Here is a 587-nt window from a genome sequence, read left to right as displayed (position 1 = left end):
ATAGAGTATTAACTCTATTTCATAAAATCAATAAAGGACATACTATGAAAAAAACTATCATTCTGTCTGTTCTCAGTACATTAGCACTGATTGGCTGCCAATCTGAAGATACTAAAGTGACAAACGTATCTAATGCGCGTGCGGACGACATTACACAAACCAAACGGGAACTTGCTCAACAACTGAGCGAAAACTATACGGCAATTGAGCCTATGTTGAGAAGAGATATTACTGCTCAACAAACCAATGTTCCTGTCTCCTCTTTCATTGAGCAAAACCCTACTGCAGAATTTAGCCAACAGCTCGTTGAAGCCGACGCTCAAATTCGTAGCTGGAAAGGCATTACTGAATTCTCAGATCAATTGCTAGAAGTGCGCTTAGCCAACGAAAAAATGCTAGGAGCATGGCTCAATGGCGACGTTGCACCACTCTTTGCCTTTGAACCAAGCGGTGATGATGAAAGCTGGCAATACATCGAAGCGTTTGACGTTTACGGGCAAATTCATCAACTTGATGTGTATCAGCTTCCTGACGTTCCCGTTCTAGTTGTCGATAACAACAGCTCTGCAGAGCTCAAAGCAGGCTTA

General features: G+C 42.4%; 1 protein-coding gene. It reads left to right on the top strand.

Features of this window, described 5'->3' with window-relative positions:
• Positions 1-44: 44 nt before the first annotated feature.
• On the top strand, positions 45-587 hold a 543-nt coding region (locus R7E78_RS28615), incomplete at its 3' end, for a DUF3103 family protein (protein WP_318058947.1).

The sequence above is a fragment of the Vibrio sp. YT-19(2023) genome (assembly GCF_033337395.1).
Note: the sequence above shows the minus strand (reverse complement) of the source record. Positions and strands in the feature narration are given on the sequence as shown.